This is a genomic window from Lachnoclostridium sp. An169, assembly GCF_002160525.1.
In the GTDB taxonomy this organism is placed as follows: domain Bacteria; phylum Bacillota; class Clostridia; order Lachnospirales; family Lachnospiraceae; genus Mediterraneibacter; species Mediterraneibacter cottocaccae.
The window spans coordinates 71,692-90,849 of sequence record NZ_NFKT01000001.1; the positions used below are offsets into that span (position 1 = coordinate 71,692).

The following is a 19,158-nucleotide window of genomic DNA, read 5'->3' on the forward strand; positions in this document are numbered from 1 at the left end:
GAGGATGAAAAAAGTACTGTTTTTATTTAGGGTAGTAGGATTTAGTCTTATATTTTGCTTTATTATTACAGGCTGTGAAGTTGAGAAAGAAGATCCGGATATGAAACAGTCAGAAAATATACAAGCAGAGCTGTCCCAGAAGGATGAATATTACGAAAGGAAGTACTGAATATGTGACGTTTGTTAATAATATTGTTAATGTAAAAGACGGAGTAAGCAATTTGAAATTCTCTAAATCAAACAAGGGAATTGCAGCTTCCTCTATAATACAGAATAATCTGTTTACCAGTCAGGAGAATTTTGGACTTTATGAAAACGGGTGGAAGGATAACTATTACGGGAATGCGGATCTGGTAAATCCCGAATCTTATACAGAACACGGGGAGGGCTTCGCAAACGGGGAAAGAACCCTGGCATCTGTGGAAAAATTGAAACAAGATCCGCTGTCTGTGCTTAGAGAGCATGTTTCAAATTATATACCTCAAAATTCAGAATTGATAGTGGAAAAGGGGATTGATGTGAATCAGTTGGGGTTCACTATGGAATTGACAGAGGATATGATGGGAACTCCACTGAAAAACGCAGATGCGCCTACCTTAGGAGCTCTTGAAGTGATGGTGAAGGAAGAGGCGGAGAAGCCAGAAGAGCCTGAAAAATCGAGATGACACTAACAACAATCAAAATTCACTAAAGCTAAACATACAATCTGTTCCTGAAAAAGGTGACAGGAAAAGGCAATATCTTTGATTGGAGTATTGATTTTATCAGCCGTTGTGATGGGCTTCTGGATTCGCTAATAATTGAGTGAATAAAAACGTTTGAAAGTAATGAGCTAATAGATCAGCAAGCTGTCGTATCAAAAGATTAGAAAATCATCTGGATGCGACAGCATCTTTTTGATATTTACAATATAAAATCAAGTGCTTTGTTTGAATGAAAATTAACAACTGCCTTCTTTTTTGTCAGAAATTAGTAATGGAGTTTACTTATCTTATAGTTGGTTAACCGTAAGTGAGTACAGGAGAAAATTACGCAAGGATATCCTATAGAAACTTTCTCTTGTGAGATTCCACATTTGGTGCTATTATAATAGACGTTCTGTCCGCAGGAGAGAAGCCGCGCCGTGAATCGGCGGCTGGACGCCTCGTTGACGCGGGGCAGTACGGACAGGGAAAGGAAACAAAAGAAACGTGACCTATAAAGAAGCAAGGGTATATTTGGACGAAATGTCGAAATACGGAAGTGTACTTGGCTTGGATACGATTCGGGGTCTGTTGCGGGAACTTGGAGATCCACAGAAGGATCTGAAGTTCATTCATATCGCAGGAACAAACGGAAAGGGATCTGTGCTCGCATACATTTCCACAATATTAAGCAGGGCAGGATACCGGACCGGGCGGTATGTCTCCCCCACAGTCGTTTCCTATCTGGAGCGGATCCAGATTGACGGTGCCTGGATACCGGAAGAGAGATTCGCGGAACTGACAGAGAAAGTAAGAGATGCTATTGCCCGGATGGAAGCTGCGGGGGAGATGCTCCCCACGGTTTTCGAGACAGAGACGGCAATAGCTTTTTTATATTTTAAGGAGAGCGGCTGCGACTTTGTTGTACTGGAAGCAGGGCTCGGCGGGGCGATGGACGCCACGAATATCGTGGAGCAGACGGTCTGCGCCGTATTTGCCAGTATCAGCATGGACCATGTGGGCGTAATCGGAAATACGTTGGAAGAGATTGCAGAGAACAAGGCGGGGATCATCAAGCCGGGATGTGCAGTGGTGTCGGCCGGTCAGAAGCCGGAAGTAAGAGACATACTGAAAAGGCGTGCGGCAGAGCTTGGCTGTTCTTTTGCAGAGGCAGACCCGGAACAGATCCGTCTGTTGGAAGAAGATTATCACGGCAGCAGGTTCTCCTACCGGGATTTCGCAGACCTGTATACTCCCCTGGCCGGGCGGAATCAGACCGGCAACGCAGCGGCGGCGCTGGAGGCGGTGGCCGCGTTGAGAGAGAGGGGATACCGGATCGGTGACGGCGCGGTAAGGCAGGGATTTGCCGGCACATACTGGCCCGGGCGTTTTGAGTGCATTTCGGAACATCCGGTTTTCCTCCTTGACGGGGCGCACAACGAGGACGCGGCGCTGCGGCTGAGGGAAAATGTGGAGCAGTTTTTCCCGGAGCGGAAGCTCATTTTCATCATGGGCGTGTTCCAGGACAAGGATTACAGAAAAATCGCAGAGATCATGTGCCCCCTGGCCTCATCCGTCCATACGGTGGATCTGCCGGACAAAAAGCGGACGCTTCCGGCGGAAGTGCTTGCCCGGACTGCAGCAGATTTCTGTGAAAATGTGACGGCGGAGCCGGGGATTGACAAAGCGGTGGAATCGGCTCTCCGGGAAGCGGGAGAGGACGGAGTGATTCTGGCTTTCGGCTCGCTGTCTTATCTGGAACGGGTACGCCGTTTCGCATACAACCATATTAACCCGCCTGCCAGGCGCGAGGGAGGAGAAAAAGATGATCGATCATGAGAAGATAGAACAGGCGGTGCGTCTGCTTCTGGAAGGAATCGGGGAAGATGTTTCCCGGGAGGGGCTAAAAGACACTCCGGAGCGAATCGCCCGGATGTATGAGGAGATATACGGCGGGATGGAAGAGGATGCGGGAACTCATCTGGCAAAGACATTTTCTGTGGACAGCAGCGAGATGGTGATTGAGCGGGATATCACGTTCTATTCCACCTGTGAACACCACCTCCTTCCCTTCTACGGGAAAGCCCACATCGCCTATATTCCGGATGGAAAAGTCGTGGGACTGAGCAAACTGGCGCGGACCGTGGAGGTATTTGCCAGACGGCTGCAGCTTCAGGAGCAGCTTACCGGGCAGATTGCCGACGCGCTGATGGAGCATATGCAGCCAAAAGGCGCCCTGGTCATGATCGAGGCAGAGCATATGTGCATGACTATGCGGGGAATCAAAAAGCCCGGGAGCCAGACCGTGACGTTGGCGAGAAGAGGCGTGTTTGAGGAGGATCCGGCTTTGGAGGAGCGCTTTTTCCGGATGCTGGGACGATGACGGAGCGGATAGCGGAGGAGATGAAAGGACAGATGACAGAGCGGATAACGGGGCAGAAGCCAGGGCAGATGAAGCGGGTAAACGCGCTCCGGGCCCACCCTCTTTATCAGAAATATTACCGGGAACTGGAAGAACTGGAGAAAGACCGGATTTTCTGCAGACACCAGATGCCCCATCTGCTCGATGTGGCGCGGATCGCCTGGATACTGAATCTGGAGAGGGGGCTCGGCTTTGACCGGGAAGTAGTCTACGCCGCGGCGGTGCTCCACGATATCGGGAAAGCGCTCCAGTACACGGAGAAGATCCCCCATGAGAAAGCAGGAGAGGAGATCGCTGCACAGATTCTCGGAGACCTCCCGGAAGAACTGGCATTTTCAGAGGAGGAAAAGCAGATGATCCTCCGGGCGATCGCGGGACACCGCAGATGGCGGGAGGACATGGAGCTCCTGGAAAGCCTGCTCTATGAGAGTGACAAGCGCTCAAGGCAGTGCTTTGCCTGTCCGGCAGAGAGCGAATGTGACTGGAGCCCGGAGAAGAAGAATCTGGAGATAGATATTTAGAATCAGAACAGAATGTGAATCAGAACAGAATGTGAATCAGACAGGAGAATGGCATGATTATCGGAGGCAGAAATTTTGACACAGAACATAACACATACATTATGGGAATTCTCAATGTAACTCCCGACTCTTTTTCCGACGGGGGACATTACAACCGTCTGGACCGGGCGCTGGCCCATGCAGAGCAGATGGCCAGAGAGGGCGCGGACCTGATCGACGTGGGCGGCGAGTCTACAAGACCCGGACATGTCCGGATTTCCGATGAGGAGGAGATTGATCGCATCGTGCCGGTGGTGGAGGCGCTGAAACGGGAGTTTGACCTGCCGGTTTCCATCGACACGTACAAAAGCCGGGTGGCGGAGGCTGCCATCCGTGCAGGCGCGGATCTGGTCAACGACATCTGGGGGTTGAAGTACGACAAAGAGATGGGGGCGCTCATCGCACGGAGCGGCACGGCGTGCTGTCTGATGCACAACCGGAAGGATGACCGGTACGTGGATTTTCTTGCAGATTTCCTGGAAGATATGCGTGAGACGGTGAGGATTGCCCGGAAAGCAGGAATCCCGGATGACAGGATTATCCTGGATCCGGGAGTTGGATTTGCCAAGAGTTACGAGCAGAACCTGGAGATTATCAGCCGTCTGGAGATAATGGGAGAACTGGGATATCCGGTTCTTCTGGGAACGTCGCGGAAATCCGTAATCGGACTGACCCTGGACCTGCCGGCGGACCAGAGAGAAGAGGGGACGGTTGTCACCACCGTGTACGGCGTGCAGAAGGGCTGCGCCTTTGTGCGGGTTCACGACGTGGAGAAGAACAGGAGAGCCATACAGATGACCCGTGCCCTGATGAGAAGACATGCGGTATAAGGAAAGGCGGAAGAAGATGACATTTGAATCAATGAAACCGGATGAGATCCGGATTGAAGATCTGGAAGTATTTGCGAACCACGGGGTGTTCCCGGAGGAGAATACCCTGGGACAGAAGTTCCTTGTCTCTGCGGTGCTCTATACAGACACGAGAAATGCGGGAAAGACGGACGACCTGACCGCCTCCATCCACTACGGGGAGGCAAGCGTGTTTATGGAAAATTTCCTGCGCACCCATACATTCCGGCTGCTGGAACGGGCGGCGGAAGCGCTTGCAGAGGAGATGCTTCTGGGAATTCCCCTGCTTGAGAAGGTTTCTCTGGAGATCAAAAAGCCGTGGGCGCCCATCGGCCTGCCCCTGAAGACGGTGAGCGTGAAGATTGAGAGAGAATGGCACACCGCATATATTGCCCTGGGTTCCAACATGGGGGACCGGGAGAGGTATCTCTCGGACGCCGTGGACGCCCTGGGAGAGATCAGAGGGTGCAGGGTGGAGAAGGTTTCATCTTTTATTGAGACGCCTCCTTACGGGGTGACGGACCAGGCGGATTTTCTGAACGGCTGCCTGGAGCTTCGGACTCTTCTGTATCCCCGGGAGCTTCTCGATGAGCTCCACCGGATTGAAGCGCAGGCGGGAAGAGAGCGGATTGTCCACTGGGGTCCCCGGACTCTGGATCTGGATATTATCTTTTATGATGACCTGGTAATCCAGGAGGAAGACTTCTGCGTACCCCATGTGGAGATGCAGAAGCGGGAGTTCGTGCTCGCGCCTCTCTCTGAGATTGCGCCTTATAAGCGCCATCCGGTATACGGGAAGACAGTAAAAGAACTGCTGGCGGATCTTACGCGCAGCAGTTCCTGAGAAGCAGGGCGGTTAAAGCAGTTCTTCAAATGTGTCGTAGAAAGTGGGGTAAGACACATCCACACAGTGGCTGTCCAGAATCTTTGTGTTGCCCTCCGCAACCAGGGCGGCGATGCTGAATGCCATGGCGATCCGGTGGTCCAGCAGGGTGTGGATGGACGCCCCTTTTAATTTTCCTCCGGTGATGATCATGCCGTCGGAAGTGGGCTCTGCCTTGCAGCCCATGGCTTTCAGGTTATCGGTCACAGTCTCGATCCGGTCCGTCTCCTTGACCTTGAGCTCGGCAGCGTCGCGGATGACCGTCTGTCCCTCCGCCACTGCCGCCATGACGGCGATGACCGGAATCTCGTCGATGAGGGTGGGAATGATGTCGCCCTCGATGGTGGTGCCGTGGAGCCGGCTTGTCCGCACGAGAATGTCGGCGATCTTTTCCCCGCCTTCCGTTCTTTGATTCAGAAGGGTGATGTCTCCGCCCATATCTTCACAGACTCTTAAGATTCCCGCACGGGTCGGATTAATCCCCACATTTTCAATGAGAATCTCCGAATCCGGGACGATCAGCCCGGCTGCGATAAAGTAAGCCGCAGAGGAGATGTCACCGGGAACGGTGATCTTCTGGCCGTACAGCTCCTTTCCGGGACGGATGGAGGCTGTTGCCTTTGTACTGTTCAGATCGTGGGTGGTGCGGATGTCCGCCCCGAATTCCCGGAGCATCAGTTCGGTGTGGTTCCGGGAGAGGCTTGGTTCCGTCACGGAAGTCTCCCCTTCTGCATAGAGTCCCGCCAGCAGGATGCAGGATTTGACCTGGGCGCTGGCCACCGGGGAATCGTAGTGGATGCCGTGCAGTTTCCCCGGGGTAATGTACAGCGGGGCGCAGCCGTTTCTCAGAATGCTGGAAATGTTGGCGCCCATCTGGGTCAGGGGTGTCATGATCCGCTTCATGGGCCGGGAGTTGAGAGATTCATCCCCGGACAGTTTGGAGTCAAAAGGCTGCCCGGCAAGGATACCGGAGAGCAGGCGGGTAGTTGTGCCGCTGTTCCCCACGTCCAGAATGTCTGTGGGGGCATTCAGACCGTGAAGTCCTTTCCCGTGGATGGTGACGGTGTTCCCTTCCTCCTCGATGTCGATGCCCAGCGTCCGGAAGCACCGGATGGTGGCGAGGCAGTCAGCCCCGTTCAGAAAATTGTCCGCTACCGTGGTGCCGCTGGCGATGGAGCCGAACATGACACAGCGGTGGGAGATGGATTTATCTCCGGGGATGCGGACCTTTCCTTTTAATCCTGTTATACTGCATAATTCCATGGCAAGTGATCCTTTCTCGTGTAAAATATGATGACTACTCTTTTATTTCTGTTTCTTCCGGAGACGCCTGCGTCAGATTTCGTAGACGATATACCGGTATTTCCTCAGGAGAGCGGCAGCTTTCACAGAGGAAGATTCATCGTAGAATTCAATGCGCAGTACGCCTTCCTCGAATTCCCGGTTGTGGATGATTCCGATATTTTTAATGCTGATGCCGCTGCTCGCCAGGATAGTGGCGATAGTAGCGATCCCGCCCGCTTCGTCAATGATATCGCAGTAGAGGGCGAACTGTTTCTTGATCGGGCCGGCGGAGCTGTTGGGCATGGAATCCCGGTAGTCTTTGGATTCCTCAAACATGGTGTAGAGCCCTTCCTCGCTTCCGGAATCGATCAGCGATTTCGCCCGCCCGAGAGCATCGATGTAGTTCCCGAGAATCCGGGAAATATTGTCCCGGTTTTTCAGACAGATCTGCTGCCACATGACCGGAGAGGAGGAAGCGATTCTCGTGATGTCCTTGAATCCCCCGGCAGCCAGCGCCTTCATGAGTTCGTCTTCCGTGTCCGTATCGTGGACGAAGTTGACAAGCACGGAGGCGATGATATGGGGGAGATGGCTGATGGTACCGGTGATCCGGTCATGCTCCCGGTAGTCCAGGATGACGGGGAGCGCCTTTAAAGCCTCCACAAAATTTCTGTATTTTTCCACCTTTTCATCTGACACCTTTGCGGAAGGTGTGAGGATATAGTAGGCGTTTTCGATCAGATGGGCTTTGGAATTGACAAAGCCGCTTTTCTCCGAACCCGCCATGGGGTGGCCGCCGATAAAGTTCTCCTCCATGCCGAGAGCGATAACCTCCTCGTGGATGGAGGTCTTCACGCTGCCCACGTCGGTCAGAATACAGTCCTGGTCAATCATGTTTTTCAACTGTGAGAGATAGGCTGTATTATAGGAAACCGGGGCGCACAGGAAAATGTAGTCACATCCCCGGAAATTGTCGTCGATGGAAGAGCATGCGGTGTGGATCGTTCCCTCCTGAACGGCCAGTGCCAGCGTCTCCCTGTTTTTGTCGAATGCAAGTATCTCATAGTCGGGAAAATACCGGCGGACCGCCTTGGCGATGGAACCGCCGATGAGCCCCAGACCGATAAATCCGATTTTTCTGTTACCCATAATCTGTCTTTTGTTCCTTTCCTGCCCTGCCCTGTGGCAGGACTTTGTACCCAGAAGTATTTTAGCATTGCAGATTATAAAAGTAAACACCAACAAAATATATAAAATGGTTGTAATTCTGACGGAATTTTAGTACAATATACCCATGGTGCGCATGTTCTTTTTTATAGAATGTGTACAGATTAACTACATATCAAGGAGGCAGCAGCATGAAGGTTTACAGAACAGACGAAATCAGAAACGTGGTATTGCTCGGACATGGCGGAAGCGGAAAGACCAGCCTGGTCGAGGCAATGCTGTATGTATCAGGAGCAACCAGCCGCATGGGGAAGGTCTCAGAGTCCAACACAGTGAGCGATTTTGATAAAGAGGAGCAGAAACGCGGATTCTCAATCAGCACAAGCCTGGTGCCGATCGAGTGGGAGAAGGCAAAGATTAATGTTCTGGATACGCCGGGATATTTCGACTTTGTCGGAGAGGTGGAAGAGGCGGTCAGCGCCGCTGACGCTGCCGTTATCGTCGTTTCCGGAAAGGCGGGCGTCCAGGTGGGAACGGAGAAGGCATGGGAACTCTGCGACAAATATCATCTTCCGAGAATGGTCTATGTGACGGAGATGGATGTGGACGATGCCAGCTTCCGCCAGGTGGTGGAGGATCTGACAGCCAGATACGGCAAGAAGATCGCGCCTCATTTCCAGCCTATCCGTGAGAACGAGAAACTGGTAGGATATATCAACGTTATCAAGAATGCAGGCCGCAGGTATACGGGCATCGGTCAGAGAGAAGAGTGCGAGATCCCGGATTACTGTCTGCCGAACCTGCAGATCTTAAGGGACTCCCTGATGGAAGCCGTAGCTGAGACAAGCGAGGAGTTCATGGAGCGCTACTTCAACGGAGAAGAGTTCTCGGTGGAGGAGATCCGTGCAGCGATGCGTACCGAAGTGATGGACGGCGACATCGTTCCGGTGGCGATGGGCTCCAATATTCAGGCGCAGGGCGTTGCCAATCTTCTTTCAGATATCGTAAGATTTTTCCCAAGCCCGGACAAGAGACCGTGCGCAGGGCTGAACCGGACGACAAACGAGATCTTTGAGGCGAACTACGATTTCTCAAAGGCAAAGAGCGCATATGTATTTAAGACCATGGTGGACCCGTTTATCGGAAAATATTCCTTTATTAAGGTGTGCTCCGGTGTTCTCAAAGGGGATGATGTCCTCTACAATGCAGATACGGACGCAGAGGAGAAGCCGGGCAAGCTCTACACCATGTGCGGAAACAAGCCGTCCGAAGTATCCGAGCTCTTTGCGGGAGATATCGGGGCTGTGGCGAAGCTTGCCAACACCCGTACAGGAGATACGCTCTCCACAAAGGCAACGCAGATCTCCTATGCGAGAACGGATTATTCGGTTCCGTATACCTATATGAGATACCGTGTGAAGAACAAGGGGGACGAGGATAAGGTTTCCCAGGCACTGGCAAGGATGACGGCGGAGGATATGACGCTTAAGGCGGTCAATGACAGTGAGAACCGCCAGACGCTGCTCTACGGCATGGGCGACCAGCATCTGGAGATTACAGCCAGCAAGATTGCGGCAAGATATAAGGTGGAAATTACCCTGGAGACGCCGAAGGTGGCGTTCCGTGAGACGATCCGCAAGAATTCGGATGTGGACAGCAAGTATAAGAAACAGTCCGGCGGACACGGACAGTACGGCCATGTGAAGATGCGCTTCGAGCCATCCGGAGATCTTGAGACTCCGTTTGTATTCGAAGAGTGCGTTGTGGGCGGCGCGGTTCCGAAGAACTACTTCCCGGCAGTGGAGAAGGGGCTTCAGGAATCTGTGGTGAAAGGACCTCTGGCAGGATATCCGGTTGTGGGCGTGAAGGCAACACTGTACGACGGCTCCTACCATCCGGTAGATTCCTCGGAGATGGCGTTCAAGACCGCTACGATCCAGGCGTTCAAGAAGGGATTCATGGAGGCGTCACCGGTTCTCCTCGAGCCAATCGCTTCCCTGAAAGTCACTGTGCCGGACGATTATACCGGTGATGTCATGGGAGATCTGAACAAGAGACGGGGGCGTGTGCTCGGCATGACTCCGGTGGCAGGCGGCAGACAGGTGATCGAGGCGGATATCCCGATGACCGGACTGTTCGGATACTGTACGGTTCTCCGCTCCATGACCGGCGGCCGGGGCACCTACGAGTACAAGTTCGCAAGATACGAGCAGGCTCCGTCTGACGTACAGGAAAAAGAGATCGCGGCAAGGGCGGCAGAAGAGTAAATTAACATCAGAAGAGCAGGGGCGGCACAGCCGGATAAGCCCCTGCTTTCTTTGTGCTAAGATAGTGTAAAGACTGTTGAGGTTTGCATATAAAGGTGCTATAATTGCTCTGCCGTTCCATGGCGGCGAATATACTATCAAGACGACACAGAGGGAAAAAAGATGAAAATTGTTATTATTGGAGACGGAAAGGTGGGCTATAAACTTGCCCGGCAGCTTTCCGTCGAAAATTATGAGGTGGTAATGATCGATAACAATGAGAAGAAACTGAGATTTGCCGTAGACAGGCTGGATATCGCCTGCGTGCCCGGCGACGGCGTGGACGCCGAGGTACAGAAACAGGCGGATGTTCCCCACGCAGACCTGGTCATTGCCTGTACATCAGCGGATGAGTGCAATATGCTGAGCTGCCTGATTGCCAGAAGGCTTGGGGCGAGACATACCATAGCGCGTGTCCGCAATCCGATCTACTTTAGACAGATCGGTCTTCTTAAGGAAGATCTGCATCTGAGCATGGCGGTGAATCCGGAGCTGATTGTGGCAGATGAGATCAGCAGGATTCTCCTTTTCCCGGATGCAAGCAAGATCGAGACGTTTGTCAAAGGACGGGTGGAACTGCTTGAGTTCCCTATTCCGAAAGGAAGCCGCCTGGTGGGAACTTCCCTGGCGGAACTGTACCGCCGTTACCAGATACAGGTGCTTGTCTGCGCGGTAGAACATGGCGATGACGTCCTGATTCCGGACGGATATTATGTGCTCCGGGAGGGGGACCGTCTTCATATTGCAGCGTCCCACCGGGATGTGAAACCGTTCTTCAAGATGTTCGGAAACCACAGGGAGAAGATCCGCAACGTTATCATATGCGGCGGAGGAAGAGTGGGGTATTACCTGGCGGCACAGCTCTGCTCTCTGGGTATGGTTGTGAAAGTTGTGGAAAAAAACGAGGCCAGATGTGAAGAACTTTCCGAGCTCCTTCCGAAGGCGGACATTATCAACGGGGATGCCACGGACCATGACCTGCTGATCGAGGAAGGAATCGAGGAGGCGGACGCGTTTGTTGCCCTGACCGGTATGGACGAGGAGAATATCATTGTCTCCCTTTTCGCAAAGAAACAGGGAGTGGGAAAGATTATAACCAAGGTAAACGAGGACAGACGGGTTTCCATGGTGGAAGAATTCGGACTGGACAGTATTGTTTCTGCAAAGGCTGCTACGGCGGACGCAATTTTGAGCTATGTCAGGGCGCGGAACAATTCCCGGGGAAGTGCAAATGTGGAGACCATGTACCAGCTTGTGGATGACAAGGTGGAGGCTCTCGAGTTTATTGTGAAGTCGGAGACGGACTACACCGGTATCCCGCTGAAAGATCTTCCGCTGAGATCCAATAACCTGATCGCCTGCATTGCACGGAAGCACAAAATCATCATCCCCAATGGTGATGACAGTATCCAGGTGGGCGACAGTGTGATCGTGGTTACCATGGAAAAGCAGATCGAGGATATCGAAGATATTTTGATGCAGGGACGGGATAACAGATGAATAAGAGAATGATAGTCTACATTTTGGGAAAGATGCTTGGCGTGGAGGGGGCTCTGCTCCTGATTCCGGCGCTGGTGTCTTTCATTTACGGGGAGCGGAGCGGAATCTCCTTCCTCATTGTGGCGGCCGTTCTGGGTGTGATTTTTCTCCTGTTCGGAAGAAAAAGACCGGAGGGCAAACGGATCTACGGCAAGGAAGGATTTGTCATTGTAGGGCTTGCCTGGATCCTCTGGTCGCTGTTCGGCGCACTGCCGTTTTTTATCTCCGGGAGCATTCCGGACTATGTGGACGCGTTTTTTGAGACCGTGTCCGGATTTACGACCACCGGTTCCACGATCCTTCAGGATATCGAGGCCCTGCCCATGGGCATGAATTTCTGGCGGTGTCTGACCCACTGGATCGGCGGAATGGGGGTTCTCGTGTTCGTCCTGATGATCACCTCCCTGGACGATGAGTATTCCATGCCGCTGATGCGTGCGGAGGTGCCGGGACCGGAGGCGGATAAACTGGTGCCGAAGGCAAGGCATACGGCAAAGATTCTCTATGAGATGTATTTCGTGCTCACCGCAGTGGAGGTGGTGCTGCTGATGTTCGGCGGGATGAATCTTTATGACGCCCTCGTCCACTCCTTCAGTACAGCGGGAACGGGAGGATTTTCCAACCGGAACGCCAGCGTCAGCTTCTATGACAGCGCCTACATAGACGGAGTGATCACGGTATTCATGATTCTCTTCGGCGTGAATTTCAATCTCTATTTCCTGATCCTGATCAAGGACTGGAAGAGTGCGCTGAAGAACGAGGAACTGCGGGCCTATCTGGGGATTATCGCCGCCTCGATTGCGGTGATTACCGTCAATATCCTCAGTATATACGGAAACGTCCTCCATGCTTTCCGGTATGCCTCCTTCCAGGTGGCGTCGGTTATTACGACTACCGGTTTCTACACGGCGGACTATGAACTCTGGCCGGAGCTTTCGAAGACGGTCCTGCTTGTGATTATGTTTATCGGGACCTGTGCGGGATCGACCGGAGGCGGTATCAAAGTGTGCAGATTTGTGATCCTCTGCAAGACCATCCGCCAGGAGGTGAAGAAGATCCTTCACCCGAATCTGGTTACCGTTGTGAAAATGAACGGGAAAAAAGTCAGCAGGGAGACTCTGCAGGGAGTAAATGTCTATTTTGCGGCATATATTTTCATTCTTGCCGCATCCGTGCTCCTGGTTTCACTGGATAATTTTGATTTTGCCACATCTTTCAGCGGTGTCCTGACAACAATAAATAACGTGGGACCGGGAATTTCGAAAGTTGGACCGGTGGAGAACTTCCATATGTTCTCCAATCTGTCAAAGATCGTGTTCAGCTTTGATATGCTGGCGGGACGACTGGAGATCATCCCGTATCTGCTTCTGCTCTCACCGGATCTTTGGAGAAGGAGATTTTAATTGATGAGAAAACTGAAAATGAAGATTCTGGCTGCCCTGATTGTTCTTGCGGTACTGGGCATCTACTACTATGTGGCTCTGCCTGCGCTGAATATCCATTCCACGCAGTTCTGGGTATTCCTGATCGTGGTGATCGTTCTGGCGGCAGCCCTGTTTATCAAGAAAAAGGACTTAAGCCCCAGTGAGCTGAAACAGTCCACGGGACTTAAGGTCATTCTGGGAATTCTGGCAGTTGTTGTGGTTGTGTACCTGGGAGGAACGCTTCTGTCATCTCCTGTTGTGAACGCGGATAAATATCAGAAATTAATGACAGTGGAGAACGGGGAGTTTGCCGAGGATATCGAGGAGCTTTCCTTTGACCAGATTCCTCTTCTGGACCGGGATTCTGCTACGCTTCTGGGAAACAGGGAGATGGGGAGCATGGTGGATATGGTATCCCAGTTCGAAGTGGATGAGCTGTACTCCCAGATCAATTACCAGAACCGTCCGGTAAGGGTCTCTCCTCTGAAATACGCCAGCCTGATCAAGTGGTTTACCAATCAGGGAGAGGGAATCCCGGCATATATCAAGATCGATATGGCCACTCAGGATACAGAGCTGGTCAAACTGGATGAAGGAATGAAATATACGGCGAGCGACCATTTTAACCGCAATATTTACCGGCATCTCAGATTCCGCTATCCCACCTACATTTTTAATGATTTGAGTTTCGAGGTGGATGACGAGGGGACGCCATACTGGATCTGCCCGGTGAAGAAGTTCAATATCGGGCTGTTCGGCGGTGTGACCATCGGGCGGGTGGTGCTCTGCAACGCCATTACCGGCGAGACGACAGACTATGCCATTGAGGATGCGCCCCAGTGGATTGACCGGGCGTATTCGGCAGATCTACTTGTGGAACTCTATGATTATTACGGTGCTCTCAAACACGGGTTCCTGAACAGCGTGCTGGGGCAGAAGGACTGCCTGCAGACAACGGAAGGATACAATTACCTTGCCATTGATGATGATGTGTGGGTGTATACCGGCGTGACGTCCATCACGGCAGACCAGTCCAATGTGGGATTTGTCCTGATGAACCAGAGAACCATGGAGACGAAGTTCTACGAGGTGGAAGGTGCTACGGAGGCGTCCGCCATGTCCTCGGCAGAGGGGCAGGTGCAGCATCTGCACTATACGGCTACATTCCCCCTGCTTCTGAATATCTCCGGAGAGCCCACATACTTTATTGCCCTCAAGGATGACGCCGGCCTGGTGAAGATGTACGCCATGGTCAATGTACAGAAATACCAGATTGTTGCAGTCGGTGACACAGTGAGCGCATGCGAGGCTTCCTACACGAATCTGATGTACGAGAACGGCATCCAGGAAGTGGAGGAGGATACCAGAGAGGTGCAGACGGTAACGGGAGCTGTGACAAAGATTGCCCAGAGCGTCGTGGACGGCAATTCCCATTTCTATCTCATGGTGGAAGGTTCCGATGATATCTTTGATGTCCCGGTGACGGAGTTTATCGACATTATCCGCTATGATGTGGGCGATGTGCTGACGATTGAGTACAGAAAAGGCGAGCAGACCAACACAGTTGTCTCTGTGAAGCCGGGAACTGTGCAGACGGAATAAGAAAAGAAGGGTGCGCCGCGCGGAGGAAAAACCTGCGTGCGGCGCACCCTTCTTTTTTCGCTGTTCTGCAGCCTGTGTTATCCGGCTGTTCCTGTTCGGACAGATTCAGACAGAAAGCAGAGACTCTCAGCTGATAACGTTGTAAACACCGGAGTCTATATCGGGAATATCTTTCTTTTCAGCGCTGATGCTGAGGAAGAAATCAATATTGTTTTCGGTGGAAATTTTGTTCAGCTTCTGGAGGAAAACAGGAAGGCTCTCAAGAGTGATATTTGCCTGTTTTAATACGCTGTCGATAAATACGGCTTCGATATCGTGGTTGCCGGCTGCCATGCCGTAAAGAAATCCTATGAATTCCTCAAGAGTGAGGATGTCCGGGTAATCAGCCATACGGATGACGCGGATATTAAAATCTACCGTGTATGTATCCTTGTGGCTCTTTTTGATAAATACGACGTTTCCGTTGGAAGTTTTCACCTTCTCGTTAGCAAGATCGATCATCTGCTGTGTTTTTCTGCTGCCTCTCGGGCCTGTGATTAAATTTACCATGGCGAATCTCTCCTTTATGTAAGTATTGTTTGAGACTTTCACCTCTCAAATGTCTTTAATCCATTATACACTAAAGTCTGTTGGGGAACAACTAAAAAAAGGATAAAAAAGAGGTTGAAGAGGAGAAAAAATAAAAATGAGAAATGTTATCAAAAAGATTGTTGAAAAGGAAAGGCGGGTGTGGTAGTATTGAAGCAATTGAAAATCATTCTCAAAATAAAGGAGGGGAGAAGATGCCTGCAGAAGTGCTGACTTATTTTCTGAAAAATGACGACAGGAAACTCCGGCTCGGGTTCCAGATTGCCCTGCAGTGCGCTCCGTTTTTAAAAGGGCTGAAAGTATCCTGTGTGATTACGGTGGAGGAGGAACTTTTCTCCGCCCTGCCCGAGGTCCTAAGCGGCATGGATGTCTCGTGGCAGAGACTCTCCGGTTCGGAAGGAAAATGCCTTGTCCTGTTTTACCGTCCCGATGAACTGCGGGAGTATCTGAAAGACCCTCAGATTGGCCGCCTGATCGGTGAGTACGGTTACGGCGGCATGGATCTGCCCGGCATGCTCCGGCGTCTGGGCGAACGGGTCCGGAACTGTGCAGAAAGAGGCATGGGATTCCCTCATGAGATCGGCGCTTTTCTCGGCTATCCGGCCGGGGATGTGCGGGGCTTTATCGAGAACGGCGGCCGGGACTTTCTTCTGACCGGATACTGGAAAGTTTATCAGGATCCGGTGGGCGCCCGGATGATCTTCAAGGAATATGACCGTGCAAAGACTTGTGCGGTAAATGAATTTTTAAACGGCAGGAGCATCCGCGAGATTGCCCTGCAGATGTAAGGAGGAGAAAAGATGAGTATATCAGTTGTGTACTGGAGCGGAACCGGAAACACCCGGGCCATGGCGGAAGCAGTGGCGGAGGGAATCGTATCGGCGGGTGCTGAGGCAGACGTAAAAGAAGTGGGAAATGCAGACCCGGCGGCGCTGGCAGCGGAGAATGCCTTTGCACTGGGCTGCCCGTCCATGGGAGCGGAGCAGCTGGAAGAGTCGGAGATGGAGCCTTTCGTGGAGGCACTGGAGCCTCTCGTATCGGGGAAGACCATCCTTCTGTTCGGATCCTACGGCTGGGGTGACGGCGAGTGGATGCGCGACTGGGCGGAGCGCATGAAGAACGCCGGCGCTGTCCTGATCCGCGAAGAGGGAATCATTGCCAATGACGCGCCGGACGATGAGGCCCTCGGGGAATGCCGCGCCGCGGGGAAAAAACTGGCAGAAAAAGCATAGCCGGACCCGTTGACAAATTTTTTCCCGGTGCATATGATAAGATATCGGTAAAAATTTGTTGACAGTGTCCCTGCTGCGGCGGGGACACAGCGGGGAGAGAGGATTATGAACGAAAATGTACTGCTTGGAATACTGATACCATTTGCCGGGACCACACTTGGCGCAGCTATGGTATTTTTCATGAGAAAGGAGATGAACGAGCGCCTGCAGAAGCTGCTTCTGGGGTTTGCATCCGGCGTGATGATTGCCGCTTCGGTGTGGTCGCTTCTGATCCCTGCCATTGACATGGCGGAACAGGAGGGCGGAACGGCGTGGGTTCCCGCGGCGGCAGGCTTTCTGCTTGGAATGGGTTTTCTGCTTGTCCTGGACACGGTTACGCCCCATCTTCATTTTACGGAGGAGAATCCGGAAGGTATGCCGGCACATTTAAAAAAAACGACCATGCTTGTCCTGGCTGTGACCCTTCATAATATTCCGGAGGGAATGGCGGTTGGCGTGACCTTTGCCGGTGTTCTGGCGGAGAATTCCATGATGACGCTGGCCGGTGCCTTTGCCCTGTCTGTGGGAATTGCCATCCAGAATTTCCCGGAAGGCGCGATCATCTCCATGCCGCTTAAGGGCCAGGGGCTTTCCAAAAGCCGGGCGTTTGTCTACGGAGCTCTCTCGGGTATCGTGGAGCCGGTGGCGGCTTTCCTCACGATCCTTCTGACTTCGTTTGTTCTGCCGCTGCTTCCGTATCTTCTCGCTTTTGCGGCGGGAGCCATGATCTATGTGGTGGTGGAGGAGCTGATCCCGGAGGCGCAGAGCGGAAACCACTCCAACATCAGCACCATCGGTGTGGCGTTGGGATTTACCCTGATGATGATCCTGGATGTGGCGCTGGGATAAAAAAGGGTTGCTAATTCTTTTATACAGTGATATTCTATATTTTGCTGTGTTAATCTGAAAATGCAGCGGAACTCAGGAGAGTCTCTTTCTGTTTCGACTTCAGGATTCCTGAAACAGAAAGAGCGCCGAAGGTGTAAGCAGACGGCTGTCCATATCCTTATACAGCCGCTGCGAGTCTCTCAGGCAAAAGGATGGAGGTATAAAGGAATGTTTGCACAAATTAATCGTTTCATTGAGTGGGCTGACAATGCAGTCTGGGGTCTGCCGCTGATCTGTCTGATCATGGCGACCGGTATTTTTCTCACAGTCCGGCTCGGGCTTTTACAGGTCCGGCATCTCGGAAAAGCTTTCCGTTTCATGTTGAAAAATGAAGAAGACGGCCATGGGGAAGTGACCAGTTTCGGGGCATTGTGTACGGCGCTGTCCGCGACCATCGGAACCGGCAATATTACCGGCGTGGCAACGGCAATCGCTCTGGGAGGGCCGGGGGCTCTTTTCTGGATGGTTGTGGCTGCGTTTTTCGGAATGGCGACAAAGTATGCGGAAGGGCTTCTGGCCATCAAATACCGTACAATCGACAAAGAGGGCCACGTCCTTGGCGGACCTTTCTACTATATCGAGAACGGTATGGGAAAGAACTGGAGATGGCTGGCGAAGATCTTTGCCTTTTTCGGGGCATGCGTTGGCCTTCTGGGAATCGGTACGTTCACCCAGGTGAACAGTATTGCTTCCGCGGTAAAGAGCTTTTTTGACCCGGATACGGCGCTTGCGGTCAATCTGTTCGGGAATACCTATTCCTGGGCTACGGTGATCACCTGTCTGATCCTGACCGTATGTGTGGGACTGGTTGTGATCGGAGGAATCCAAAGGATCGCAAAAGTGTCCGAGTTCGTGGTTCCGTTTATGGCGGTGCTCTACGTGGGATTCGGGCTGATTATCATTCTTACGAATATTACGGCGGTTCCGGCAGCGATCGTATCGATTGTGAAGTCCGCGTTTACAGGAAGCGCGCTGGCAGGAGGTGCAGTGGGAACCATGTTTGTGGCGATGCAGAAAGGTGTGGCAAGGGGAATTTTCTCCAACGAGTCCGGCCTGGGAAGCGCGCCTATCGCAGCTGCTGCGGCGCAGACAAAGGAACCTGCGCGCCAGGGGCTTGTGTCCATGACAGGAACGTTTATCGACACTATTGTAATCTGTACCATGACGGGACTTTCCATTGTCATCGCGGGTTCCTGGCTTGATCCGGAACTGGAAGGCGTGGAGATTACAATGGCCGCATTTCAGGAGGGGCTTCCCTTCCCCGCGGAAGTGGGCGCTTTCGTGCTGATGATCTGTCTGGTATTCTTTGCTTTTACCACGATTCTGGGATGGAATTACTATGGCGAGCGCTGTGTGGAGTACCTTTTTGACCGCAACAGGACGGTGGTGAAGACATACCGCTGGCTGTACATACTGGCAGTGTTTATCGGCCCTTACATGACGGTCGCTGCGGTGTGGATGATCGCGGATATTTTCAACGCACTGATGGCGATCCCCAACCTGATCGCCCTTCTGGCACTCAACGGAGTGATTGTGCGGGAGTCGAAAGACTATTTCAGGAGGCTGAAAAACAGCGGAGAATAACCATATGATATCAGGGTCTGTATCTGTACTGAAGAAATAAAGTGCAGGTACAGGCCTTTTTTTGGTTCTATGGGTGGAGCAGGGTGGAAGTGACTGAAAATTTTGTGCA

General features: G+C 52.3%; 18 protein-coding genes and 1 riboswitch. Of the genes, 15 read left to right on the top strand and 3 right to left on the bottom strand.

The annotated features are described in order from the left end of the window. Positions 1-4 precede the first annotated feature (4 nt). The 7 genes from B5F07_RS22530 (at position 5) to folK (ending at position 5,357) form a co-directional block, all read left to right on the top strand. Positions 5-169 (top strand): hypothetical protein, encoded by a 165-nt coding sequence (locus B5F07_RS22530; RefSeq protein ID WP_162613023.1) that lies wholly within the window; start codon positions 5-7, stop codon positions 167-169. Between the two features lie 4 nt (positions 170-173). Next, on the top strand, positions 174-665 hold the full coding sequence (locus tag B5F07_RS00365; protein WP_140397961.1) for a hypothetical protein: 492 nt from the start codon (positions 174-176) through the stop codon (positions 663-665). A gap of 525 nt (positions 666-1,190) precedes the next feature. Continuing rightward, positions 1,191-2,522, top strand: coding sequence for a bifunctional folylpolyglutamate synthase/dihydrofolate synthase (locus B5F07_RS00370; RefSeq protein WP_242972378.1), 1,332 nt, complete (start codon positions 1,191-1,193; stop codon positions 2,520-2,522). Then, the gene (folE, locus tag B5F07_RS00375) at positions 2,509-3,066 is read left to right on the top strand and encodes a GTP cyclohydrolase I FolE (RefSeq protein WP_087159301.1); all 558 of its coding nucleotides are present in this window, start codon (positions 2,509-2,511) and stop codon (positions 3,064-3,066) included. The genes B5F07_RS00370 and folE overlap by 14 nt, the downstream gene beginning before the upstream one ends. Positions 3,067-3,134: 68 nt before the next feature. After that, the gene (locus B5F07_RS00380) at positions 3,135-3,626 is read left to right on the top strand and encodes an HD domain-containing protein (protein ID WP_087159524.1); all 492 of its coding nucleotides are present in this window, start codon (positions 3,135-3,137) and stop codon (positions 3,624-3,626) included. 53 nt (positions 3,627-3,679) lie between these two features. Continuing rightward, a complete protein-coding gene (gene folP / locus B5F07_RS00385) occupies positions 3,680-4,495 on the top strand; it encodes a dihydropteroate synthase (RefSeq protein WP_087159302.1) in 816 nt (271 codons plus the stop codon). 31 nt (positions 4,496-4,526) lie between these two features. Next, on the top strand, positions 4,527-5,357 hold the full coding sequence (gene folK / locus B5F07_RS00390; RefSeq protein WP_087159525.1) for a 2-amino-4-hydroxy-6-hydroxymethyldihydropteridine diphosphokinase: 831 nt from the start codon (positions 4,527-4,529) through the stop codon (positions 5,355-5,357). Positions 5,358-5,369: 12 nt separating this feature from the next. Here folK and aroA read toward each other — a convergent pair whose 3' ends face one another. Both aroA and B5F07_RS00400 read right to left on the bottom strand, forming a co-directional pair. Then, positions 5,370-6,659, bottom strand: a complete 1,290-nt coding sequence (gene aroA, locus B5F07_RS00395) for a 3-phosphoshikimate 1-carboxyvinyltransferase (RefSeq protein WP_087159303.1) — start codon at positions 6,657-6,659, stop codon at positions 5,370-5,372. Between the two features lie 72 nt (positions 6,660-6,731). Then, positions 6,732-7,829: a prephenate dehydrogenase gene (locus B5F07_RS00400; RefSeq protein ID WP_087159304.1), complete on the bottom strand. Its 1,098-nt coding sequence runs from the start codon at positions 7,827-7,829 to the stop codon at positions 6,732-6,734. A gap of 209 nt (positions 7,830-8,038) precedes the next feature. Between B5F07_RS00400 and B5F07_RS00405 the strand changes: the two genes are divergently transcribed. From B5F07_RS00405 to B5F07_RS00420, 4 genes are all read left to right on the top strand, one after another. Beyond that, on the top strand, positions 8,039-10,114 hold the full coding sequence (locus tag B5F07_RS00405) for an elongation factor G (protein WP_087159305.1): 2,076 nt from the start codon (positions 8,039-8,041) through the stop codon (positions 10,112-10,114). 162 nt (positions 10,115-10,276) lie between these two features. Next, a complete protein-coding gene (gene trkA, locus B5F07_RS00410; protein ID WP_087159306.1) occupies positions 10,277-11,653 on the top strand; it encodes a Trk system potassium transporter TrkA in 1,377 nt (458 codons plus the stop codon). Further along, positions 11,650-13,095: a TrkH family potassium uptake protein gene (locus B5F07_RS00415; RefSeq protein ID WP_087159307.1), complete on the top strand. Its 1,446-nt coding sequence runs from the start codon at positions 11,650-11,652 to the stop codon at positions 13,093-13,095. The genes trkA and B5F07_RS00415 overlap by 4 nt, the downstream gene beginning before the upstream one ends. Before the next feature lie 3 nt (positions 13,096-13,098). Then, positions 13,099-14,718 (top strand): hypothetical protein, encoded by a 1,620-nt coding sequence (locus tag B5F07_RS00420; RefSeq protein ID WP_087159308.1) that lies wholly within the window; start codon positions 13,099-13,101, stop codon positions 14,716-14,718. 126 nt (positions 14,719-14,844) lie between these two features. On the opposite strand, the gene B5F07_RS00425 is transcribed toward B5F07_RS00420, so the two are convergent. After that, a complete protein-coding gene (locus B5F07_RS00425; protein ID WP_087159309.1) occupies positions 14,845-15,267 on the bottom strand; it encodes a hypothetical protein in 423 nt (140 codons plus the stop codon). A gap of 233 nt (positions 15,268-15,500) precedes the next feature. On the opposite strand from B5F07_RS00425, the gene B5F07_RS00430 reads away from it, so the two are divergent. The 4 genes from B5F07_RS00430 to B5F07_RS00445 all read left to right on the top strand — a co-directional run bounded on the left by B5F07_RS00430 (position 15,501) and on the right by B5F07_RS00445 (position 19,049). Beyond that, positions 15,501-16,094, top strand: coding sequence for a DUF3793 family protein (locus tag B5F07_RS00430; RefSeq protein ID WP_087159310.1), 594 nt, complete (start codon positions 15,501-15,503; stop codon positions 16,092-16,094). Between the two features lie 12 nt (positions 16,095-16,106). Beyond that, positions 16,107-16,538, top strand: coding sequence for a flavodoxin (locus B5F07_RS00435; protein ID WP_087159311.1), 432 nt, complete (start codon positions 16,107-16,109; stop codon positions 16,536-16,538). Positions 16,539-16,643: 105 nt separating this feature from the next. Then, the gene (locus B5F07_RS00440; protein WP_087159312.1) at positions 16,644-17,426 is read left to right on the top strand and encodes a ZIP family metal transporter; all 783 of its coding nucleotides are present in this window, start codon (positions 16,644-16,646) and stop codon (positions 17,424-17,426) included. Positions 17,427-17,489: 63 nt separating this feature from the next. Continuing rightward, positions 17,490-17,631: riboswitch (glycine riboswitch) on the top strand. A gap of 2 nt (positions 17,632-17,633) precedes the next feature. Next, positions 17,634-19,049 (top strand): alanine/glycine:cation symporter family protein, encoded by a 1,416-nt coding sequence (locus B5F07_RS00445; protein ID WP_087159313.1) that lies wholly within the window; start codon positions 17,634-17,636, stop codon positions 19,047-19,049. Positions 19,050-19,158: the final 109 nt, after the last annotated feature.